This window comes from Pseudomonas sp. Pmew2, assembly GCF_058129885.1.
In genome coordinates this window covers 1,755,191-1,771,351 of record NZ_CM176702.1, presented here as the reverse complement: position 1 = coordinate 1,771,351, position 16,161 = coordinate 1,755,191, and the positions used below count along the sequence as shown (strand labels likewise).

Sequence of the window (16,161 nt, the reverse complement as noted above, 5' to 3'; positions counted from 1 at the left end):
ACCGACAGCTGTTATTCAGGAAATCTCGCGGCGAAACGGCGGCAATGCGTTGAGAATCGCCTTGCCGTAACGCTGGGTGACGACACGTCGGTCCAGCAACGTGATAGTGCCGCGGTCCTCTTCGGTACGCAGCAAGCGGCCACAGGCCTGTACCAGACGCAAAGAGGCATCCGGCACGGCGATCTCCATGAACGGGTTGCCACCACGCGCTTCGATCCACTCGGCCAGAGCGGCCTCGACCGGGTCATCCGGCACCGCGAACGGAATCTTGGCGATGACCACGTGCTCGCAGTACGCACCGGGCAAGTCCACACCCTCGGCGAAGCTGGCCAGTCCGAACAGTACGCTGGACTCGCCGCTGTCGACGCGGGCCTTGTGCTTGTTGAGGGTTTCCTGTTTGGACAGGTTGCCCTGGATGAACACCTGCTTGCGCCAGTCACGGTCCAGGCCGTCGAAAACGTCCTGCATCTGCTTGCGCGACGAATACAGCACCAGCGTGCCTCGCGAACCTTCCACCAGCCCGGGCAGGTCACGAATGATCGCTGCGGTATGGGCCACCGAGTCACGCGGGTCGGCCTTGAGGTCCGGCACGCGCAGCACACCGGCATCGGCGTGATGGAACGGGCTTGGCACCACGGCGGTCACCGCCCCTTTGGGCAGGCCGGCACGCATGCGGTAACGATCAAACTTGCCCAGCGCGGTCAGGGTCGCTGAAGTCACCAGCGCCCCGTAGGCAATGTTCCACAGGTTGCGACGCAGCATTTCCGCCGCCAGGATCGGGCTGGCATTGACCTCGATATCGAACATTGCACCGCTGTCGGCCAGGGTCAGCCAGCGCGCCATGGGCGGGCTGTCTTCCGGGTCTTCGGCGGTAAAGGCGGTCCACAGTTCCCAGTTACCGTGGGCGCGGGCCAGCAGGCTGCCGAACAGCGGGTACCACTCTTCAGCCTGATGGCTGGCGATACCGATGTTGACTTCGCCATCCATGCCTTCCTTGAGCAGCTCGGTCAGGCGCGTGAACAGGTCGTCCAGGCGCGCAAAGCCCTTCTTGAGCTCGATGCCCATCTCGCGGATGTGCTCGGGGATCACGCCGCCGACAAAGCGGTGACGGGGCCGCTCGCGACCCTGCATGTCTTCGCCGGCGCGGAAATCTGCCAGTTGCTCGCAGGCACCGAACATGAACTGCTGATGCCCCTTGATCTCGCGGGCCAGTTCCGGCACCTGCTCGATCAGCTTGCCCAGATCGCCGGGCAGTGGGTGTTGGGCCAGCAGCTTGGCGAGGTTCTTGGCTGTCTGTTCAAGCCAGTCAGCGGTGGATTTCAGTCGGGTGTAATGAGCGAAGTGGCCGATGGCCTTGTCGGGCAGGTGATGGCCTTCGTCGAACACGTACAGCGTGTCACGCGGGTCTGGCAGCACGGCGCCGCCGCCCAGCGCGAGGTCAGCCAGCACCATGTCATGGTTGGTGACAATCACGTCAACCTTACCCATGCCTTCGCGCGCCTTATAGAAAGCGCACTGCTGAAAGTTCGGGCAATGCCGGTTGGTGCACTGGCTGTGATCGGTGGTCAGCCGCGCCCAGTCCTGATCGGCGAGTTCCTGAGGCCAGCTGTCGCGATCACCGTCCCACTTATTGCCCGCCAGCTTCTGCAGCATGCTGGTGAACAGCTTCTGACTGGCTTCATCGACCTCGATCTTGAAGCCTTCTTCCTCGAAAAGCTGCGCAGTCGCGTTGGTCGCGTCGCTCTCCTGCAGCAACGCGTCGAGTTTCGACAGGCACATGTAACGGCCGCGGCCCTTGGCAAGCGCGAAGGTAAAATTCAGACCGCTGTTGCGCATCAGGTCCGGCAGGTCCTTGTAGACGATCTGCTCCTGCAAGGCGACGGTCGCGGTGGCGATTACCAGCCGCTTGCCTGCCGCCTTGGCGGTGGGGATCGACGCGATGGCATACGCCACGGTCTTGCCGGTGCCCGTCCCGGCCTCGACGGCCACTACCGCAGGATCGCCCGAACGACGGCCCTCTTCATCGGTGTCAATGTCCCCCAGCACCTTGGCAACTTCAGCGATCATCAATCGCTGGCCATAGCGTGGCTTGAGGCTCTTGGCTTCGAGGAAACGCGAGTAAGCGCCCTGGATCTGGGTTTTGAGTTCGGTACTGATCATTGGCTTCGGTTCGGGGGCACGGCTAAAAAGGCTGGATAAATTTTCAGTAGTTCTGAGTGGGCGCTATCATAGCGCGCTAAATCCATCCGCGCAGAACGGAGTGTCCGATGACCGCTTTTTCTACTGTTTATACGCTGCATCTGCTGGTTGCCCTAGTGTGGGTTGGCGGGATGTTTTTCGCCTGGATGGTCTTGCGTCCAGCAGTCATTGCAGCACTTGAAGGCCCTTCTCGCTTGAAAGTGTGGGTCCAGGTGTTTCCACGCTTCTTCGTCTGGGTCTGGGCAGCCGTGGTGCTGCTGCCGATTACCGGCATCGGCATGATCCAGCTGAACTTCACCGGCTTTGGAACTGCGCCGCGCTATGTGCAGATCATGATGGGCCTGTACGTGGTGATGGTTGCGCTGTTCCTGCGTATCCATTCATTGCAGTTGCCGGAGTTGCGTCGCGCCGTGGACGCCGAACAATGGGCCGAAGGCGCAGCAGCACTCGGTCACATTCGCCGGCTGGTCGGAATCAACCTGATTATCGGCCTGGCAGTGGTGATATTGGCAGCCGCCCGTCCGGGCCTTTGAGGCAAAACGGAACATCGCGGGGCACTGGCGGTGACACCGCGCACAGCTTGCGGGCAGTTTCCTGCCCGATCGGTCATCTTCTGTGCCCGATATCCAAGCCATTCAACATCTTGAAACACTTTGGCATGGGCTGTGCAAACGTTTGCGATCAGCAGTACGCGCCCACGAAAAGGAGCTTCAATGCCACAGCCGCCATTCACTCGATCCGCAACGCCCTCAAGATTCCTCATGCCTCTGTTGTTCGCCGCCGCTGCGGCGCTGCCATGCACCAGCGTCCTGGCACAGCCCGCCGCCGAAGACTCGGCTCAAGGCGAAGCACTCAGCCCGCCCGCCTCGCCCAAGGAAGGCAAAGGCGCGTACTTTTCAGACTGGTTCAACCAGGACCTGACGCTGATCGGCAGCAAGGACATCAGCTTCGGCCCCAAGCCCAACGATGACATTTATCTGGAGTATGAGTACTTCGGCCGCAAGGGGCCGTTTGAGCTCTATGGCTATGTCGACGTACCGAAGATTCTCGGCATCGGCAATGATAATGACAAAGGCGTCTGGGACCATGGCTCGCCATTGTTCATGGAGCATGAGCCACGTATCTCCATCGACTACCTCGCCGGGCGCAGTCTGGCCGTCGGGCCGTTCAAGGAATGGTACGTCGCCTTTGACTGGATCTACGACCACGGCAGCAACTCGGCCAACCGTGCCAACACCCTGTACAGCGGCCTGGGCACTGACATCGACACCCACTCGCGGGTCAATCTGTCGGCCAACTTCTATGGCCGCTACCAGTGGGAGAACTACGGTGCCAGCAACGAATATTCTTGGGATGGCTATCGCGCCCAGCTCAAATACATCGTACCGATCAGCAAATTCGACAACGGCGCTTCGCTGACGTACATCGGCTTCACCAACTTCGATTTCGGTTCGGACCTCAAGAACGATCCGGCACGCACTGGCAACTCCACAGTAGCCACCAACGTGCTGCTTTACGCCTTCACGCACCTGCGCTTCACCCTGGTGGGTCGTTACTTCCACAACGGCGGCAACTGGCAGGACGGCAGCGAGCTGAACTTCGGCGAAGGCAACTTCCGTGCGCGCTCCGACGGCTGGGGATATTACGCAGGCGTGGGTTACCAGTTCTGAAACTGATTATGACGACAGGAGTTTTCATGAAACACATCACCCGCAACACACTTGGCGCCACACTGGCCCTGCTTAGCCCTGCCCTCTGGGCAGCCACCGCGCCGGTTACGCCAGTCACGCCCAAGGTCATGCTGGTCGCCATGTTTGCGCCCGAAGCGCAGAACTGGATCGACCGGCTGCATCTGACCAAGGAGATCCAGGTGCCCGGCCTTGCCGCCGAGTATCCTGCCATCCGCTGCAACGCTCAGGACGTCTGCCTGATGGTCACCGGCATGGGTCAGACCAATGCCGCAGCATCGACTCTGGCCCTGGCCCTGTCGCCGCAATTCGATCTGCGCAAGACCTACTTCATCGTTGCTGGCATTGCCGGCATCAACCCGCACCACGGCACGCTCGGCACCACTGCGTGGGCGCATTATCTGGTGGAGTTCGGCACGCAGTGGGAAATCGATTCGCGCGACGTGCCCAAGGACTGGCCGACCGGTTACCTGGGTATCAACACCAAAGGTCCGAACGAAAAGCCGCCGCTGGACTACAAGACTGAAGTCTTCGAGCTGAACCCCAAACTTCAGGCCAAGGCCTTCGCCCTGTCGCAAAAAGTGACGCTCAGCGAGAGCAAGGAATCTGCCGCCTGGCGTGTCAAATACCCTTACGCCCCGGCCAATCAGCCGCCGCAGGTGACGCAGTGCGATACGCTGGCGGGCAACACGTGGTTTTCCGGAACGCGTCTGAGTGAGCGGGCGGAAGTCTGGACCAAGCTGCTGACCGACGGCAAAGGCGTGTATTGCACCACCCAGCAGGAGGACAACTCGACGTACGAAGCCCTGTTACGCGCCAGCAAGGCAGGCAAGGTAGACGTCAATCGACTGGCCGTGGTGCGCGCAGGTTCCGATTTCGACCGTCCGTATCCGGGTTACAGCGAGGTGGACAACCTGCTCAAGTACGCCGATCAGGGCGCCTTCGTACCAGCACTGGAAAACCTGTACCGTACTGGTAACCCGCTGGTGCAGGCCATTGTCGGTGACTGGAAGAACTGGGAAAAAGGCGTGCCGCAGTAAGCGCGCTGCCATAATGACTGCCCGGATCATGGCCTTGCGCCTGATCCCGGGCAGTCTCTAGAAGGACGACAGCTGGTGAAGGTTACAGGCGCTGCAGAATCAAACTGCCTGCTGGCCCTGCAACGCCTGGCAGGCCAGGTTCGCCCGGTCTGCCAGGCTTGCCGCCATCCGCGCGGTAGACGATGCAGCCCTTCGAAGCGCCGCCCTTGCCTGCCTTGCCGCCTTCACCGCCCTTGCCTGCCGCGCCACCCGCAACATTCACCTTGATACGCTCGGCCGGAAAGCTTTGTGGCAGCTCGAGACGAACCTGCGCACCTGCTGCGCCGTCGTGGCCGTTGCCGCCACTATCGCCGTTGTAACCACGCCCAGCCTGGCCCCAGGTACAGCCCGGCTCTTCGCCCGTGCCGCCATCGAGCCCGGCGTAGCCTGGGCTGCCCGCGCCGCCGCGTGCATCGATCGACAGTTGTTCGGCATTCAGGCTCTGTAGACGCAGGGTCAGGTTGCGCCCCGGCAGTGCCGGCTTCTCGAAGGTACCCGGAGCGCCTCGCGCAGTGATCTGGCTGCCGGTGCCGAATTCACCATGCACCACGACGAGGTTGAACGCCTGTACACCGGGGACGATGGCAATCCGCGCTTCGTGCCCTAGCACCAGTTCGCCGATCTTCACGTCATCGATACCGGCCGGTATCAGCAGGGTGCCGTAGTCGGCCACTTCAAGGCGCTCGACCTGCAGAACGCTGCTGTTGCCAGGCAGACGCATGAGCGAGTGTGGCGCAACGATAATCGCCTGAGCCATGGCCAGAGGGCTGAACAGTGCTGCCAACAGAACGAGCTTACGCATGAGAGTGCCCTGTAGTCGAACGGCCGATGGATTGAACGTGAAAGATGCCGAACAGAATGATTTTGCCCCGGTCGCGCCAGGGATGCCTGCGACCGCGCAGGCTGCCGTTGAACAGGATCAGTTCGAGCAAGTGAGTCAAAAACAGTACGGCACCCGCCATGTCGATCATCACGCCAAACGGGCTGGGCGCTTCAATGACCGCATTGGCCAGGACTACCAGCCAGAAGCCCAGCATCAAGATTTTTCCCAGCCCCCAAAACACCTTCATCGCCTGCCCCCTTGTCATGATCCGTTACGAAAGCGCAGTCTGCGCGCGCTTTTCGTCGCCGCACAGTAGACGTGCTGTACGCCGAATATGCCAGCAGTGTATTGAAAAAGATCAAGCATAGATCGTTGTCGTCAGTCTGTGGGCGTTCGCCTGATACTGACGGCTGTTCAGAGCGGGTCCGGCAGGCTAGTCTTGTCAGTCAACCAGAGGACTTTCGATGACCGTCGGCTACTCCACCCGCACGCCGCAGCAAGCGCTGGCTGCCCTGCTCGACCGTTACGCACCCCAGCGTCTGCTGTTGATCGGCGCTCAGGCGTTCCCTGCGTTGCAAGCCTTTCAGGAAGCACACCCGCAGACCGAGGTGGCGCTGGCCGAACCCGGCCCCCTGCCCGCAAATCTGGCGGCGCAACGTTTCGACCTGGCGCTGGTGGTCGATTGCCTGGAGCACATCCCCAAGCGCACCGGTCTGGAGCTGCTGGGCGGTATCCGCAACCTTAACGCCAGCCGCATTGCGGTGCTGGCCGACTTGCAGGCCTGCGGCTGGCAGGAGACCGACTTTTTCTCGCTGGCCCTGCAATCCAGCGAACGCTTCACCCGCGACGAGCAGGTCCTCAACCTGTTCACCTACGACCTGCGCGAATACAAACAGGTGCCCGACTGGCTGAACGCGAAGTATTGGGCCAACCCGGAGAATTTTGGAAAGTATTGGTGGTGACCTATGAGTAGTGCTATTTGCCCGTGCGGCAGCGGCGATCTGTTGCTGGCCTGCTGCGGTCGCTATCACGCAGGTCAGCCTGCGCCTTGCGCGGAAAAGCTGATGCGCTCGCGGTACAGCGCCTACGTGCTGGGGCTGACTGATTATCTGGTCCAGACGACGCTGCCTGTTCAGCAAAGCGGGTTGAACCGTGAGGCCATTGCCCAGTGGAGCGCGCAGAGCACCTGGCTGGGGCTGGAGGTAGAAAGTTCGGAGGTATTTGGCGGCAAGCCCGAGCATGCTTTTGTGACCTTCACTGCCCGCTGGCACGACGGTAACGGTGAACACAGTCACAAGGAACGCTCGTCGTTCGTGCAGAATCAGGGCCGCTGGTACTTTATCGATTCCACCGTCCCGCTCAAGGCCGGCCGCAATGACGCCTGTCCGTGCGGCAGCGAACAGAAATTCAAGAAATGCTGCTCGCCTTACGTGGTTTGAGATAGTCGAGATGATCGTTCCGCACGCTCCAGCGTGGGAGTGTCGTGCGTGAGCCCTGCGCCGCACCATCAAGAGCGTTCAGAACGTCGCACGATGGTGAATATCGTTCCCACGCTCCGCGTGGTAATGCCTTTCGTGACGCTCTGCGTCACACAGTTCTGCGATTCAGTGAGATTCAGGCTCGACTTGAGTCACCTTTTCGCCCCTCGGCGACCTACTTTGATGGGGCCAAAGTAGGCAAATCCCCTCGCTCCTGTTTCCGGCCCGACTTCGTCGGGTTCCTTCGCCCTGACACTGATCCGGGGGTCGCCGCACCGGGCCATCCTTGGCCCGGTGCGGCTTGCTCGGCGTCCTGCCTCGCATCCCCCGGATCAGCGCCAGGACTCAGCCGTCACTAACGTCGCACTCTGCGTCGTCAGTACCATCGTGATCGAAAAGCACTTCCTGTGGCAGTGGCCAGCCCACGCTCTACATCACACAGCGGTCTGCCGTATCAGGTGGATCGGGTTGACTCAGAACTCCAGCTGCGCCGAGAACGCTACAGTGCGCGGGTCGCCCAGGTAGCTGCTGTTGAGCCAGTATTCCTTGTTGGTCAGGTTGCTGACATTGACCCGCAGGGTCAGGTCGTTTTCCGAGACGCGCATGCGGTAGCGGGCACCGGCGTCGAAGGTGGTAAAGGACGGCAGGTCGTTTTCGTTGCTTTGGTCGGTGTATTGCTTGCCGGTATAAAACGCTCCACCGGTTACTGCCAGCCCAGGCACAGGGTTGATGTCGTACTCGGCATAGACCTTGGCCAGTTGCTTGGCGACGTTGGTCGGTGCGTTGCCTTCATCCGCGGCGATGCCGGTTTTCTTGATCTTCGGGTCCAGCAAGGTAAAGCCGCCGACCAGTGTCAGCTCCGGAACGACTTTGCCGGTCACGCTGAACTCCAGGCCATTGTTTTCCTGACGTCCGTCCACCACGTAAATATTCGAGGCTGTGGTGTAGCCGTTGGGCTTCTCGATGTTGAACAGCGCCAGGGTAAACAGGGTTTCACCCAACGTCGCCTTGGCACCGATCTCGTATTGCTCGCTGACTTCCGGTGCGAATGCCTGGCCGGCATTGGCTGCGCCGCTCGGGGCGACACCTCCGGATTGCAGACCTTCTATATAGGTGGCGTAAGTGGTCAGCCACGGCAGTGGCTTGTAGACCAGCGAGATATTCGGCGAGGTCTTGCTTTCGTTGTATTTGGTCTCGGTCTCTGCGGAGCCGAAAGCCTTGGCGTAAACGAACTCGTTGGCGTAAGTCTTGATCTGCGTGTTGGTCACGCCAAGAATCGCCGACCATTGCTCGTTGAAGGTGATGATGTCGCCAATCAGGAAGTTGTTGCTCTCCGAGCTATTGGCTAGACGCTGGTTGCCGTGGCCAATCGAGTACGACGGTTTGCCGACCTGAGGTGTCTGGTCGAGCGGTATCGTGCCGACTGGCGAGGTGTATTGCGGACCAGGCTGACCAGGCGTGTATGGGATGTGGTCTTCGTACTGCTTCTGGCGAGATGTATTGCCCTGGTACCCCATCGTGACTTTGTGGCCGAGAAAGCCGGTATCGAATGCTGCATCCAGAAACAGCGAGCCGGTCTTTTCTTCGGTTTCGATCGGTGCGAAGGCGTATAACGGCTGCGAATACAGACCCGCGCTGTAAACCGTCGGCCCGGTGTAGGTGTTTTCCGAAGTGTACTGCTGGGCTGCAAAGGCCGCGCGCAAGGTGAATGTATCGTTCAAGCGCCATTTGGCGCGTACGCCCGCCTTGTCGGATTCATAATCGGAAAACGACCACTTCTGGCTGTAGAGTTTGTCGTTGTCCAGCGAGGCTGCGCTTGGGCGTAACGACTGATCACCAAAGTACCAATAGCTGGTCAGGCCGCGAATTTCGGTCTTTTTGTGTGAAGCGTCGAACTGCACCAGCAGGTCGTCGGAGACGTTCCAGTCCAGCGCCAGGGAAATCATTTCGCGACGACGCTTGTTCATGTCGACAGCGGTTTCGCCATCCTGAGTCAACACGTTCAGGCGATAGGCAAACTTGCCCTCACTGTCGATCGGCCCGCCGAAATCGCCATGCAGGTAGTAGTTCTCGCCACCGGCATTGCCCAGCGTGACGCTGTTATAGCGTTCGTAAGTGGGGCGCTTGATGACGTAGTTGACCAGCCCGCCTGGCGAGGCCGGGCCATACAGGAAACCGGTCAGGCCGGTGATGACTTCCAGCTGTTCCATCTCTTCAATGTAGTTGCTGCCATCAGCACCATTGGTAAAGCGCAAGCCGTCATTGGCGATGTTCAGGCTGCCCGCGCTGCTGAAACCACGAATGTTGACGGCGCTGGCATAACCGGCGCTGGTCGGCGAGTACATCTGGGTGAATGGGTTGTGCTTGATGACATCGTCCAGCGAGGTGGCCTGAATGTTTTTCAGTAGAGCCTGAGGCGTCACGCTGATGGAATAAGGCGCGTCCTGCAGTTTCATGCCGCCCAGTGCACCGACGCTGCTGATGTTCTCACTGCGATAACCGGCTGCTTCCGAACCTTCGGCGGGCGCGCTGTTGGCATTGATGTTCACATCCGACAGGTTCAAGGCGTTTTGTTCCATGACCATCAGCGTGTAGGTCCCGGCGCTGCTCTGCACCAGTTGCAGGCCGCTGCCACGCAACGCCTCACGCAAGGCTGTCGCAGCGTCGAAATTCCCCTTTACCGCCGCGCTTGTTTTGCCAGCAACCAGCGCAGGATCGAGGCTCAATGCCAGACCACCCTGGCTGGAAATCTGGTTCAGCATGGTCGCCAGAGGGCCTGCAGGCAGGTCATAGGCAACCACGCTGGCCTGCTGCGCGGCCATCAGCAGCGGGCTGACCAGAGGCGTGCACAGTGCAATCGCCACGGCCAACAGACTGGGACGCAGAAGGGTGTCTAACGAACGGGACATCGGGCAACTCCTGATGGAATATTTCTCAATGCCTGTTAGCCGAGCGAAAGTTCGAAAGTAACAGAGCTGATTGAAAATAATTCCGTTTCAGGATTCAGTTGGCCTGCGGCATTACTCCGGAATGACCTTCAGGTGAGAAGTATCGGGAGCAGCTTGTGACTCGGGCCTTTCGACATGGCCCATGTCGCTGCCCACCGGTGCCAGGCTAAATCGGGAAAGATCCAGCAGCGGCGCAGCGGGCTGAGGTTTGGCAGGCAACAGGTCGACCCCCGCTTCGGCCACCGAATAATCCGGCGCATCGACACTTTCGAAAGCAGCCATATACGCGTCACGCGGTTTGATCTGCAGACGGCCCGTACCCGACTGCGGGGTGGCCTGGGATTTACGCAACCAGGTAGGAGCGTCGGGCGGCGGTGCCAGTTCGACCTCTTCCATGGGCAGCGGGGTATTCATTTCCAGCACATGGACCCGTGCGCCTGCACGCTCCAGCGTTGCGCGGTATTTTTCAGCGGTTGCCGCGTCGAGGTTGTTTTTCAGGACCAGTCGGCGCCCGGAGAACAGAAGCTCCAGACGCTCGGCATCGGCATTGAATAGCTTGCCAAGGTTGGCCCTGACCTTCTCGGGCTGGGCTCCGGCGACCAGTTCGGCACTGAAGACAATTTCGTAGACACTCATGGAGACACCGGTAAGCACGTCAATAAAAAGTATGGCGTAGCGTCAGACAGCGCAACAAGCGCGTTACCCTTGACCGTCGAGTTGGTAGACTCAGGCGTCAAACGGAGCACATCCATGTTTTTTCAGGCGCACATTACAAGAATCATAAGCCTCGCGCTGATCATGTTCGGTCTCAGCGGATGCTCGTTACTGAGCTTTGACAGCGTCCAGGATCCAGAAGTGCATTTGCTCAAAGTCCAGGTGGTCAAGGCAAGGCTGACACAACAGGATTTCAAGCTGTATTTCGAGGTCGATAATCCCAACGACTCGGACCTGTTCGTGCGCGGCCTGAACTACAAGATCTCGCTCAATGACGTTGTGCTCGCAGACGACCAATTCAGTGATTGGTTTTTCGTCGATGCGCATAGCCGGAAAACCTTTGTGGTGCCTGTTCGTACCAACCTTTGGCGGTACGCGAAATACATCGCTCAACTGCTGAAAAAACCTGATGAGCTGATCCATTACCGGCTTGAAGGCAAGCTCAAGACCGGCATGCTGTTCAGGCACAACGTACGGATCGGCAAAACCGGCGATGTTGCACCAGAGGAGCTGATTCAACGAAAATAAGCAGGCGGCCTAACCGCCCAGCTTGCCCTTGATCAGCTCCAGCAGAAACTTCCAGATATCCGCCGCCCACAATGCCCGATTGATTGCGCTGATCAGCGCTCCACCAAACGAGCCCAGCAGAAAGCCCACGCCTGTGGTGTTGCGAGGGTCGGCCACGCCCAGATAATCACTGGCAATGCCGGTGAGAAACACCGCACAGGCCACGCCAGTGATCAAGAAAACCAGCCAGGCACGCCAGTCGAGCAAGCCTGCCTTATGCCACCAGCCTGAGATGATTGCACCCACCAGACCGGCGACCAGCCATTCGCCCCTGTCTGCCAAACCATTCAAGATATCCATCGGACCTGACTCCGCTCAAGAGATACAGCCGTTCACGAACACAGAAATTCAGACGCTGAGAGCCTGCCATTCGAATGGCAGGGAACGGGTTGATGAGGGTCATCCTGGTTGACGTTCGGGCCCGCCCTGCCCTTGATCGCTTCCTTGCGCGTATTGCGGGTCGATGCGGCGGCGGTATGTAAAGCTGGAACCAAAAAATTAAGCATGCTTAAAAATAAAGTGAAACGCTTGCCATCAAACGTGGGGCAGCACCTTATAAACGCTCAGTTATCGATATAGCGCTGCCAGCCGATCCTTACCGAACCGTCTGGCTGAGGATCGACCTCGATACCTTCGGTTTCTTCGATTTCCCGAAGCACCACGTTCCAGCTGTCCTCAGGTTCATCGTCGCGTCGGGCTACGATGACCCACTGGGTCTTTTGAACATTCGGCGCAGATACCAGCCGTTGAATACGCTTGCCGATCTGTTCATAAGACGACGCGCCTGTCGGCCCATTACGAGTGCCAGTCATGACTGCCTCCCGGAGATAACTGTATATAAATACAGTATTCCAGCTGCAAGACCTGCGCAAGCACTTCGTAGGACGCGCTCCGCTTCACGTCGCGACGGATAACGTCCGCAAGCCTTGTACAACAAGGCTCATAGCCTGGCGGTCATTCTCACCGCTACGCCAATGATGCGACAGTCGGCACCGCACTCGATCATTTTGTACGCAGGATTCAAGGGCTTCAGGTAGCGTGTGCCGCCGTCCTCGACCAGCTTCTTGAAGGTTGCCTCGTTGCTGGCGGGCAGCTTGGCGATAACGAGCCTGCCGGGCTGCACATCGGCTTCTGTATCAACCAGAATCATCATCCCCTCTGGCACGCTGATGCCGGTGGGTGCAGTCATCGAGTCGCCCTTGACCTCCAGCCAGAACGCCGGCCCCTTGGAGTCGTAATCGGAGATTTCATAGCGATCGGAAAAACCGTCGGGGTAAGGCTCGACGGCCTCCTCCCAGGAACCTGCCGACACCCAGCTGATTACCGGATAACGAAAGGACATGTTCGGCTGATCGATCAGGGCAACGTTGGCATCAAAGGGGGCGTCCTTTTCAGGCCCTTCTCCAATCGCCAGCCATTCGGCACGAAAGCCCGTGGCCCGCGCCAGTGCATAGAGGTTTTCTGGCCGCAGGCTTTTGCTTTCGCCGCTAATCCATTGAGTGACGGCAGAATTGGCAACGCCGCACTGTGCGGCAATTTCTCCTTTCTTCATGCCGCTGGCGGCAATTGCCCTGGCAATACGCTCTTGTCGGGTCATAAGGTTGGCTCTGCGCATGAGAATACAAAGACGCTGAAAAACGCCCGAAAAAAATAAGCATACTTAAATTTGCAATCATATGTGAATCGAAATATGCCGATACTGCTTCGTCCCGATTTGCTGGATAATGCGCGCCAGATTTATTTGCGGAGTAAAACCGATGAACCAGCAAGCCCATGTTCATGGCCCCGATTGCAACCACGACCATGATCACGATCATCACGACCACCAGCATGGCCATGTGCACGGTCCGAACTGCGGGCATGCCCACCAGGAGCCGGTGCGCAACACCCTGAAAGATGTAGGTCGCAACGACCCTTGCCCGTGCGGCAGCGACAAGAAATTCAAGAAGTGCCACGGCGCGTAAAGCGTTGAGCGCTCTTCTGACGGCCTGCATAAGCAGGCCGTTTTCATTTGCGCGCGTCTTCACACGCAATGGAGCGAGAGGCGTGTGGCCAGCTTCTGCAAAATCCTGAAATAAACTCGCCCTCACCGCTTGCGCGCTGACGGCCTGCTCTCTAACGTAGCGACTTTTGTACGTTACCCCTCCAGGAGCTTGCCCATGGCCTCGCCAGCCCTTCGTCATTTTCTACCCCGATTCGGCGCTGCCGCCGCTGCGGCGAGTTTCCTGAGCCTTGCCGGCTGCCAGTTGGGCGGCGGTGATCCCGAAACCGTACTGCCTGCTTCCGGGACGTTCCCGCTCAAAGGGCTGGCGCAAAACGTTTCCGTGCGCCGCAACAACATGGGCATGCCGCTGATTGAAAGCAGCACGTATCACGATGCGCTGTTCACCCTCGGATACATCCATGCCGGTGACCGCATCGGTCAGATGCTCGGCATGCGCCTGCTGGCCCAGGGCCGTTTGTCGGAAATGGCCGGGGCGGACGCGCTGGAAGTCGACCGTTTGATGCGCTCGGTCAACCTCAAGCAAAACGCCAGCGACCTGTATAACGCCGCCTCGCCTCGCTTGAAGCGCTTCTTCGACGTCTATGCGCGCGGCGTTAACGCTTACCTGTTCCGCTACCGCGACAAGCTGCCGGCCGATGTCGCCAATTCGGGCTACAAGCCGGAGTATTGGAAACCGGAAGACTCGGCGCTGATCTTCAGCCTGCTCAATTTCAGCCTGTCGGTGAACCTGCAGGAAGAGCTTTCGGCGCTGGTGCTGGCGCAGAAAGTCGGGGCAGACAAACTTGCCTGGCTGCTGCCGACCTACCCTGACGAAGAACTGCCATTTGCCGAAGCCGACAAGCTCAAGGGCCTGAACCTGAATAATCAGGTCAACGGCCTGAGCGACCTGAACAAGATCGCCTTGCAGCTCTCGGACCTGAACATGCTTGGCGTTGCAGCCTCCAGCAATTGGGCCATCGCGCCGCAACGCAGCCGAAGCGGCAAGAGCCTGCTGGCCAGCGACATGCAACTGCCTGCCGGGCTCAACTCTGCCTGGAGCTTCGTGCAGATCCGAGCGCCGAAATATCAGGTGTCCGGTGTTTCCATCGCAGGCTTGCCGTTGGTCCTGAGCGGTTTCAACGGCAAGCTGGCGTGGAGCATGAGCAACGTCAAGGGCGACAACCAGGACCTGTTTCTAGAGAAGATCAAGCGCGAAGGCAACCGCGTGTCTTATATGGCTGACGGCAAATGGCTGCCCGCCACTGCCCATCAGGAGACCTTTCTCGTCAAGGGTGGTAGCCCGCTTCGCGAAACCGTATACGAAACCCGCCACGGCGCGCTGCTCAACGCATCTGCAACGCCACCGGACAATGGCTTGAGCCTGGCGCTGCAAGTACCGAACTTCAAGGACGACAAGAGCCTGGACGCATTCTTTGATCTGTCCCGCGCACCTAACGTCGAGAAGGCCTTCGACACCAGCCGCGAGATTCGTGCGATTACCCTGAACATGATTTTCGCCGATGCCTCGAACATTGGCTGGCAGGTCACCGGCCGCTTCCCGAACCGCCGTGAAGGCCAGGGCCTGCTGCCTTCGCCGGGCTGGGATGGCAAATACGACTGGGACGGTTTCGCCGACTCGATGCTCCATCCTTACGACCAGGACCCGCGTCAGGGCTGGCTCGCGGCGGCTAACCAGCGCACGATTCCGAAAGGCTATGGCATGCAGCTTTCCAACTCGTGGGGCTACCCGGAGCGTGCCGAGCGTATCGCCGAGCTGGCCAACAGCGGCAAGCAGGACCTGCACAGCACCATCGCCATGCAGTACGACCAGACCACGACATTCGCGGCCAAACTCAAGACCATGTTTCAGGCACCGGGCATGAGCAAGCCGCTCAAACAGGCCATCGACGCCCTGCCGGAAGCGGATCGTAACAAGGCCCGTGAAGCGTTCACGCACCTGATGGCATTCGATGGCAAGCTCAGCGCAACGTCGGCTGACGCTGCGCTGTACGAGCTGTTTCTGCAGGAAAGCGCCAAACAGATTTTCCTTGATGAGCTAGGCCCGGAAACCAGTCCTGCCTGGCAGGCGCTGGTGGCCAACGCCAGCTCGTCGTATTCGCCGCAAGCCGACCATTTGCTGGGCCGTGATGACAGCCCGTACTGGGATGACATCAAAACCCCGCAGAAAGAAGACAAGCCAGCCATCCTGGCGCGCAGTCTGGTGGCTGCAGTCAACAGTGGCGACAGCCTGTTGGGCAGCGATCACAAGGCTTGGCAATGGGGCAAACTGCACCGCGACAACTGGACCTCGACCAGCCCGCTCGCCAAACAGTTGGGTGGCGGCGAGTTCAATCGCGGTGCCTCACCGGCAGGTGGTGACCACAGCACGCTGAACGTGTCCGGTTTCGAGTGGGGTAAAGGTTTCGATACACACGTGGCCCCCGGCCTGCGCATGATCGTCGACTTCAGCCTTGTCGAGCCTATGACCGGCCTGATCAGCACCGGCCAGTCCGGCAATCCGGCCAGCCCGTATTACGCCAATAGCATCGAGCCGTGGCAGAAGGGGCAATACATGTCGATCCCGCTGCAACAGCAGAACTATGAGAAGGGCTACGGCAAGCAACGCCTGACGCTGACGCCGGGCAAGTAAGCGCCGAAAGCCGGACGCGGAGCGTCCAGAA

General features: G+C 59.5%; 16 protein-coding genes. 8 read left to right on the top strand and 8 right to left on the bottom strand.

All coding sequences use genetic code 11. The features are described 5' to 3' along the window. Window positions 1–15: 15 nt before the first annotated feature. On the bottom strand, window positions 16–2,160 hold the full coding sequence (gene dinG / locus AC4ANK_RS08160; protein WP_002554813.1) for an ATP-dependent DNA helicase DinG: 2,145 nt from the start codon (window positions 2,158–2,160) through the stop codon (window positions 16–18). A gap of 107 nt (window positions 2,161–2,267) precedes the next feature. Between dinG and AC4ANK_RS08155 the strand changes: the two genes are divergently transcribed. From AC4ANK_RS08155 to AC4ANK_RS08145, 3 genes are all read left to right on the top strand, one after another. Then, window positions 2,268–2,732 carry a CopD family protein gene (locus AC4ANK_RS08155; RefSeq protein WP_002554814.1) on the top strand — a complete coding sequence of 155 codons (465 nt, stop codon included), beginning with the start codon at window positions 2,268–2,270 and terminating at the stop codon, window positions 2,730–2,732. A 228-nt stretch (window positions 2,733–2,960) separates the two neighbouring features. Then, window positions 2,961–3,869, top strand: coding sequence for a nucleoside-specific channel-forming protein Tsx (locus AC4ANK_RS08150; protein WP_369812041.1), 909 nt, complete (start codon window positions 2,961–2,963; stop codon window positions 3,867–3,869). 26 nt (window positions 3,870–3,895) lie between these two features. After that, the gene (locus tag AC4ANK_RS08145; RefSeq protein WP_005732255.1) at window positions 3,896–4,927 is read left to right on the top strand and encodes a purine-nucleoside phosphorylase; all 1,032 of its coding nucleotides are present in this window, start codon (window positions 3,896–3,898) and stop codon (window positions 4,925–4,927) included. Between the two features lie 82 nt (window positions 4,928–5,009). Here AC4ANK_RS08145 and AC4ANK_RS08140 read toward each other — a convergent pair whose 3' ends face one another. Then, on the bottom strand, window positions 5,010–5,768 hold the full coding sequence (locus AC4ANK_RS08140; RefSeq protein ID WP_002554817.1) for a hypothetical protein: 759 nt from the start codon (window positions 5,766–5,768) through the stop codon (window positions 5,010–5,012). Continuing rightward, window positions 5,761–6,036 carry a DUF1145 domain-containing protein gene (locus AC4ANK_RS08135; RefSeq protein ID WP_002554818.1) on the bottom strand — a complete coding sequence of 92 codons (276 nt, stop codon included), beginning with the start codon at window positions 6,034–6,036 and terminating at the stop codon, window positions 5,761–5,763. Before AC4ANK_RS08135 ends, AC4ANK_RS08140 begins: the two co-directional genes overlap by 8 nt. Before the next feature lie 217 nt (window positions 6,037–6,253). Here AC4ANK_RS08135 and AC4ANK_RS08130 point away from each other — a divergent pair, with 217 nt between their 5' ends. Beyond that, entirely contained in the window at window positions 6,254–6,751 is a 498-nt protein-coding gene (locus AC4ANK_RS08130) for a DUF6231 family protein (RefSeq protein ID WP_002554819.1), read from the top strand. A gap of 3 nt (window positions 6,752–6,754) precedes the next feature. Next, entirely contained in the window at window positions 6,755–7,228 is a 474-nt protein-coding gene (locus AC4ANK_RS08125; RefSeq protein WP_004664098.1) for a YchJ family protein, read from the top strand. Between the two features lie 512 nt (window positions 7,229–7,740). Here the strand turns inward: AC4ANK_RS08125 and AC4ANK_RS08120 are convergent. Both AC4ANK_RS08120 and AC4ANK_RS08115 read right to left on the bottom strand, forming a co-directional pair. Further along, window positions 7,741–10,176 carry a TonB-dependent receptor gene (locus AC4ANK_RS08120; RefSeq protein WP_002554820.1) on the bottom strand — a complete coding sequence of 812 codons (2,436 nt, stop codon included), beginning with the start codon at window positions 10,174–10,176 and terminating at the stop codon, window positions 7,741–7,743. Between the two features lie 111 nt (window positions 10,177–10,287). After that, on the bottom strand, window positions 10,288–10,851 hold the full coding sequence (locus AC4ANK_RS08115) for a hypothetical protein (protein ID WP_002554821.1): 564 nt from the start codon (window positions 10,849–10,851) through the stop codon (window positions 10,288–10,290). Between the two features lie 114 nt (window positions 10,852–10,965). Here AC4ANK_RS08115 and AC4ANK_RS08110 point away from each other — a divergent pair, with 114 nt between their 5' ends. Then, a complete protein-coding gene (locus AC4ANK_RS08110) occupies window positions 10,966–11,457 on the top strand; it encodes an LEA/WHy family protein (protein WP_002554822.1) in 492 nt (163 codons plus the stop codon). A gap of 9 nt (window positions 11,458–11,466) precedes the next feature. Here AC4ANK_RS08110 and AC4ANK_RS08105 read toward each other — a convergent pair whose 3' ends face one another. From AC4ANK_RS08105 to AC4ANK_RS08095, 3 genes are all read right to left on the bottom strand, one after another. Continuing rightward, window positions 11,467–11,796: a hypothetical protein gene (locus tag AC4ANK_RS08105; RefSeq protein WP_002554823.1), complete on the bottom strand. Its 330-nt coding sequence runs from the start codon at window positions 11,794–11,796 to the stop codon at window positions 11,467–11,469. Window positions 11,797–12,059: 263 nt separating this feature from the next. After that, window positions 12,060–12,308, bottom strand: coding sequence for a DUF1654 domain-containing protein (locus AC4ANK_RS08100; protein ID WP_002554824.1), 249 nt, complete (start codon window positions 12,306–12,308; stop codon window positions 12,060–12,062). A gap of 128 nt (window positions 12,309–12,436) precedes the next feature. Next, window positions 12,437–13,093, bottom strand: coding sequence for a LexA family protein (locus tag AC4ANK_RS08095; RefSeq protein ID WP_002554825.1), 657 nt, complete (start codon window positions 13,091–13,093; stop codon window positions 12,437–12,439). Window positions 13,094–13,253: 160 nt separating this feature from the next. Between AC4ANK_RS08095 and AC4ANK_RS08090 the strand changes: the two genes are divergently transcribed. Both AC4ANK_RS08090 and AC4ANK_RS08085 read left to right on the top strand, forming a co-directional pair. Continuing rightward, a complete protein-coding gene (locus tag AC4ANK_RS08090) occupies window positions 13,254–13,460 on the top strand; it encodes an SEC-C metal-binding domain-containing protein (RefSeq protein ID WP_002554826.1) in 207 nt (68 codons plus the stop codon). A gap of 195 nt (window positions 13,461–13,655) precedes the next feature. Then, window positions 13,656–16,130: a penicillin acylase family protein gene (locus AC4ANK_RS08085; protein ID WP_460383200.1), complete on the top strand. Its 2,475-nt coding sequence runs from the start codon at window positions 13,656–13,658 to the stop codon at window positions 16,128–16,130. Window positions 16,131–16,161 lie beyond the last annotated feature (31 nt).

Bases quoted from the DNA above. Each gene is read 5' to 3' on its own strand.
- dinG (WP_002554813.1), bottom strand. From the start codon at position 2,160: ATGATCAGTACCGAACTCAAAACCCAGATCCAGGGCGCTTACTCGCGT.
- AC4ANK_RS08155 (WP_002554814.1), top strand. From the start codon at position 2,268: ATGACCGCTTTTTCTACTGTTTATACGCTGCATCTGCTGGTTGCCCTA.
- AC4ANK_RS08150 (WP_369812041.1), top strand. From the start codon at position 2,961: ATGCCTCTGTTGTTCGCCGCCGCTGCGGCGCTGCCATGCACCAGCGTC.
- AC4ANK_RS08145 (WP_005732255.1), top strand. From the start codon at position 3,896: ATGAAACACATCACCCGCAACACACTTGGCGCCACACTGGCCCTGCTT.
- AC4ANK_RS08140 (WP_002554817.1), bottom strand. From the start codon at position 5,768: ATGCGTAAGCTCGTTCTGTTGGCAGCACTGTTCAGCCCTCTGGCCATG.
- AC4ANK_RS08135 (WP_002554818.1), bottom strand. From the start codon at position 6,036: ATGAAGGTGTTTTGGGGGCTGGGAAAAATCTTGATGCTGGGCTTCTGG.
- AC4ANK_RS08130 (WP_002554819.1), top strand. From the start codon at position 6,254: ATGACCGTCGGCTACTCCACCCGCACGCCGCAGCAAGCGCTGGCTGCC.
- AC4ANK_RS08125 (WP_004664098.1), top strand. From the start codon at position 6,755: ATGAGTAGTGCTATTTGCCCGTGCGGCAGCGGCGATCTGTTGCTGGCC.
- AC4ANK_RS08120 (WP_002554820.1), bottom strand. From the start codon at position 10,176: ATGTCCCGTTCGTTAGACACCCTTCTGCGTCCCAGTCTGTTGGCCGTG.
- AC4ANK_RS08115 (WP_002554821.1), bottom strand. From the start codon at position 10,851: ATGAGTGTCTACGAAATTGTCTTCAGTGCCGAACTGGTCGCCGGAGCC.
- AC4ANK_RS08110 (WP_002554822.1), top strand. From the start codon at position 10,966: ATGTTTTTTCAGGCGCACATTACAAGAATCATAAGCCTCGCGCTGATC.
- AC4ANK_RS08105 (WP_002554823.1), bottom strand. From the start codon at position 11,796: ATGGATATCTTGAATGGTTTGGCAGACAGGGGCGAATGGCTGGTCGCC.
- AC4ANK_RS08100 (WP_002554824.1), bottom strand. From the start codon at position 12,308: ATGACTGGCACTCGTAATGGGCCGACAGGCGCGTCGTCTTATGAACAG.
- AC4ANK_RS08095 (WP_002554825.1), bottom strand. From the start codon at position 13,093: ATGACCCGACAAGAGCGTATTGCCAGGGCAATTGCCGCCAGCGGCATG.
- AC4ANK_RS08090 (WP_002554826.1), top strand. From the start codon at position 13,254: ATGAACCAGCAAGCCCATGTTCATGGCCCCGATTGCAACCACGACCAT.
- AC4ANK_RS08085 (WP_460383200.1), top strand. From the start codon at position 13,656: ATGGCCTCGCCAGCCCTTCGTCATTTTCTACCCCGATTCGGCGCTGCC.